The sequence below is a fragment of the uncultured Campylobacter sp. genome, from assembly GCF_938018145.1.
GTDB lineage: Bacteria > Campylobacterota > Campylobacteria > Campylobacterales > Campylobacteraceae > Campylobacter_A.
On the sequence record NZ_CALIII010000383.1, the window covers coordinates 1 to 4669 of the forward strand.

Sequence of the window (4669 nt, forward strand, 5' to 3'; positions counted from 1 at the left end):
TCCATTTCGCCGCATTTATCGAGGTTTTTGAAAGCACGCAAGATCCGCTAAAATACTACCTAAACAACACCGCAAACGTCGCTAAAATTTTGACCTATTGTAAGCACTACGGCGTAAATAAATTTATCTTTAGCTCCACGGCGGCGGTTTACGGCGAGCCCGAGATCGGCGAGGTCGATGAGCAAACCGCGGCAAATCCGATAAATCCGTACGGCCGAAGCAAGCTAATGAGCGAGTGGATCATCAAAGACTACGCCGCTTCAAATGAAAATTTCAAATTTGCGATTTTGCGTTACTTTAACGTCGCGGGTGCTGATGAGGAGGGGCTCATCGGGCAAAACTATCCAAACGCCACGCATCTAATCAAAGTCGCGACGCAGACGGCTCTGGGTAAGCGCGAGAGTATGGGAATTTTTGGCAGCGACTATCCGACGGCAGACGGCACCTGCGTGAGAGACTATATCCACGTGAGCGACCTAGCCGACGCGCATCTAAGCGCGCTAGAGTATCTAAACGAGCATGAAAAAAGCGAGACCTTTAATGTCGGCTACGGCCGCGGCTTTAGCGTAAAAGAGGTTATAGAAACGGCCAAAAAAGTAAGCGGGGTTGATTTTAAGGTTATTAACTCGCCTCGCAGAGATGGCGATCCAGCGCGCCTCATTGCAAAGCCAGAAAAGATAAGAAATTTAACTAACTGGCAGCCTAAGAGAGAGGATCTCGCGCTCATCATAAAAACCGCGCTTGAGTGGGAGAAAAGGCTGTGAGGATCGCAGTCGTAGGCACGGGCTACGTGGGGCTAGTTAGCGGCGCGTGCCTAGCTAAAATGGGCAACGACGTCATATGCGTGGACGTGGACGAAGCCAAGATAAACGCCCTAAATAACGGCGTCATACCGATCTATGAGCCCGGACTTTCTGAAATTGTGGCTGAGTGCAGGGCAAACGGCGCGCTCAAATTTAGCGTCGATATAAAAGAGGCCTTGGCGCACGCTAGCGTGCTATTTATCGCGGTGGGTACGCCTATGGGCGCGGACGGACAGGCCGATCTGCGCTACGTGCTAGAGGTCGCAAAAAGCATCGGGCAAAATTTGACCTCGCCGCTAATCGTCGTGGATAAATCAACCGTCCCCGTGGGCACTGCGGAGAAGGTAACCGAAGTGATCGCAGGCGAGCTAAAAAAGAGAAATATGGACGTCAAATTTGAAGTCGTCTCAAACCCCGAGTTTTTAAAAGAGGGCGCGGCGGTCGAGGACTTTTTAAAGCCAGACCGCGTCGTAGTGGGCGCTAGCAGCGAGTGGGGGCAAAGCGTCATGCGCGAGCTTTACGCGCCGTTTATGAAAAATCACGACCGCTTTATCGCTATGGACGTAAAATCCGCCGAGATGACCAAATACGCCGCAAACGCGATGCTAGCGACTAAAATAAGCTTCATAAACGAGATCGCGGGCATCTGCGAACGCGTGGGAGCGGACGTAAATTTGGTGCGAAAAGGCATCGGCAGCGACTCTCGCATCGGTTATAGCTTTATATATCCTGGCTGCGGATACGGCGGTAGCTGTTTTCCAAAAGACGTCGAGGCGCTCATCTACACCGCCAGACAAAACGGTTTTGAGCCGAAGGTTTTAAGCGCGGTGGAGGCTAGAAACGCGGCGCAAAAAACGGTACTTTTTGAAAAAATTTCAGCATTTTTCGGCGGAAATTTGAGCGGAAAAACGGTGGCGATTTGGGGGCTAGCGTTTAAACCAAACACCGACGATATGCGCGAGGCTAGCTCGCTAGTGCTCATAAAAGCGCTAGAAAACGCGGGCGCAAACGTCGTCGCCTACGATCCAAAAGCCGCAAACGAAGCCAAAAAATATCTACCTAACTCAAATTTAAAATTCGCTCCAAACAAATACGACGCGCTAAACGGCGCCGACGCGCTCGCGCTGGTTACCGAGTGGAGCGAGTTTAGGTCGCCTGATTTTATGGAGATGAAACAGCGGCTAAAAAACGCCGTGATCTTTGACGGGCGCAATCAATACGACGCGAAAAATCTGGCAAATTTGGGCTTTAAGTATTTCCAAATAGGAGTGAAATCATGAGGAAAATTTTACTTTTTATCGCGGCTTGCGTGCTGCCGTTTGCGCTTTTTGCAGGCGAAAACGCGGCAAAAACCGAGGAAAATATTTTCGAGCTACCTATCTCAAAGATGCCGCCTGATTATTTTAAATACGAAGTCGCGTTTTTTAAAGAGATGCAAACCGACTGCAACTTCGCCTTTTTGCTCGGCGGAAAGCTCGAGGAAAAAGAGGACGCGCGCGGGATTTATTACGAATTTAGCGGCGGTGACGAGCTAGCGCAAACGATGATGCTCTGCAAGGACGGAAAGAAAAAAAGGCGGGTTTATTATGAGCTCACTGAAATTTTACCGGGCGTTAGCCCTATTAAAATCATAACTCCGCAAGGCGTAGGCGCGGAAATAAGAGTGTATGAACGCGTAAAAACGATAGAACCAAAAAAATTAAAAAGGAAAAATAAATGAAAATAGCCGTTATCGGACTAGGATACGTCGGGCTGCCTTTGGCGGCTGCATTTAGCGAGAAATACGAAGTCACGGGCTTTGACGTCAATGCCGCCCGCATCGAGGAGCTTAAAAGCGGGTATGACCGCACGCTAGAGCTAAGCGCCGAGCAGATGAAAAAAGCGATAGAGAACGGTATGAAATTTAGCCTAAATTTGGACGATATAAAGGAGTGTAATTTCTTTATCGTTACCGTCCCGACGCCGATAGATAAAAACAAACGCCCTGATTTGACGCCTGTCGTAAAAGCTACGCAAAGCGTCGCAAAGGTGCTAAAAAAGGGCGATATCGTCGTGTATGAAAGCACGGTGTATCCGGGCGTTACGGAGGAGATTTGCGTGCCGCTGCTTGAGCAAAGCGGGCTTAAATTTAACGAGGACTTTTTCTGCGGATACTCGCCTGAGCGCATAAACCCGGGCGACAAAGAGCACACCGTAACTAAAATCAAAAAAATCACTAGCGGCTCGACGCCCGAGGTAGCCGACAAGGTCGATGAGGTCTACCGCTCGATCATAACGGCGGGCACGCACAAAGCGCCTACTATCAAGGTCGCCGAGGCTGCCAAAGTCATCGAAAACACTCAGCGCGATATAAACATCGCCTTTATGAACGAGCTTGCGATGATATTTAACAAGATGAACATCGACACGAACGCCGTTTTGCAGGCTGCGGGCACGAAGTGGAATTTCTTAAATTTCCGCCCGGGCCTAGTGGGCGGCCACTGCATCGGCGTGGATCCGTACTATCTCACGCACAAGGCGCAGGAGCTTGGCTTTCATCCCGAGATGATCCTAGCCGGTCGCCGTATCAACGACAATATGGGCAAATACGCCGCCGATCAGGTCGTAAAACTAATGATAAAAAGGGGCGTTTTGATAAATTCGGCTCGCGTTTTGGTGCTTGGCCTTACGTTTAAGGAAAACTGCCCGGATATCCGCAACTCGCGCGTGATAGACGTGATCGAGGAGCTTAGGGATTTTGGTTGCCGCGTGGACGTCTATGATCCGTGGACGGACGAAGCCGAAGTAAAGCGCGAATACGGTATCGCGCCTCTAAAAAGCTTTGACGAGGCGGACTACGACTGCGTCGTGATCGCCGTCGCTCACGATAAATTTAAAGGGTTAAAATTTAGCAAAGCTCTCGTTTACGATATCAAAAACGTTTACGAAAACGCCGACGCAAGGCTGTAATGCTCGTAAATTTGATCAGCTCCATCGTCGTTTTTATCGTCTCGATGGGGATAAATTTTTTCCTCACGCCCTACATCCTAAAGAGCCTAGGCAACGAAGCCTACGGCTTTGTCGGGCTGTCTAACGCTATCGTGGCCTACGCTCTAGTCGTAACCGCGGCGATAAACTCGGTTAGCGGCCGCTTCGTCGCGTACGAGTGGCACAGAGACGATACCCGCGCGGCAAACGCCTACTACTCGTCGGTTCTAGTCGTAAATATCTTTTTTTGCGTTCTTATTTTGCTGGGCGCGGGCATTTTTATCTTAAATTTACAAAGCGTGCTAAACGTGAGCGACGCGCTGCTAGGCGACGTGCGGCTTACTTTCGCGTTTTATTTTATAAATTTTTGCGTCGGGCTTTTTAACGGCGTCATCAGCGTCTCGATGTTTATCAAAAACAAGCTCTACATCATCTCCGTTCGCAACGCCGCATCTAGCGCCATTTTAGCCGCTCTCATCGTAGCGCTTTTTTATTTTTTCAGACCTATGATCGCCTATATCGCGATCTCTGCTCTAGTCGCGTCGCTCTTTGTGTTTTTTACGAGCGTTTGGGTTTCGCGCCGCATCACGCCCGAGCTTAAATTTAACCCTCGCGAATTTGACTTTACGCGGATAAAAGAGCTACTAAAATCAGGCGTCTATAATAGCTTTAACGCCCTAAACCGCGTGCTTATGAGCGGCATGGACCTGTTTATCTGCAACATCTTTTTAAGCGCTAACGCGACGGGAATTTTAGCCGTTTCAAAGGCGGCTCCGATCATTTTAGAGAGCTTCGTAGCGCAGCTTAGCGCGATATTTGCGCCAAAATTCGTCGAGCACTACTCTAAATCAAATTTGACCGCGCTTGTTGCGGAGGCTAAATTTTCGATGCGAGTTACG

At 49.5% G+C, this 4669-nt stretch carries 4 protein-coding genes and 1 pseudogene; all 5 read left to right on the forward strand.

Annotated elements, in window-relative coordinates:
• The coding region (gene galE / locus Q0338_RS08860) for a UDP-glucose 4-epimerase GalE (RefSeq protein ID WP_298086432.1) at positions 1-764 on the forward strand (764 nt) is incomplete at its 5' end.
• On the forward strand, positions 761-2083 hold the full coding sequence (locus Q0338_RS08865; RefSeq protein ID WP_298086435.1) for a UDP-glucose/GDP-mannose dehydrogenase family protein: 1323 nt from the start codon (positions 761-763) through the stop codon (positions 2081-2083). The genes galE and Q0338_RS08865, both read left to right, overlap by 4 nt.
• Positions 2080-2523 carry an ecotin family protein gene (locus tag Q0338_RS08870; protein WP_298086433.1) on the forward strand — a complete coding sequence of 148 codons (444 nt, stop codon included), beginning with the start codon at positions 2080-2082 and terminating at the stop codon, positions 2521-2523. Before Q0338_RS08865 ends, Q0338_RS08870 begins: the two co-directional genes overlap by 4 nt.
• Positions 2520-3752, forward strand: a complete 1233-nt coding sequence (gene tviB / locus Q0338_RS08875) for a Vi polysaccharide biosynthesis UDP-N-acetylglucosamine C-6 dehydrogenase TviB (RefSeq protein WP_298086434.1) — start codon at positions 2520-2522, stop codon at positions 3750-3752. Before Q0338_RS08870 ends, tviB begins: the two co-directional genes overlap by 4 nt.
• Positions 3752-4669, forward strand: a pseudogene (locus Q0338_RS08880) (polysaccharide biosynthesis protein); the annotation flags it as partial. The gene tviB and the pseudogene Q0338_RS08880, both read left to right, overlap by 1 nt.

Excerpts from the sequence above, each read along its gene's own strand:
- Q0338_RS08870 (WP_298086433.1), top strand. The coding sequence starts at position 2,080 with ATGAGGAAAATTTTACTTTTTATCGCGGCTTGCGTGCTGCCGTTTGCG.
- tviB (WP_298086434.1), top strand. The coding sequence starts at position 2,520 with ATGAAAATAGCCGTTATCGGACTAGGATACGTCGGGCTGCCTTTGGCG.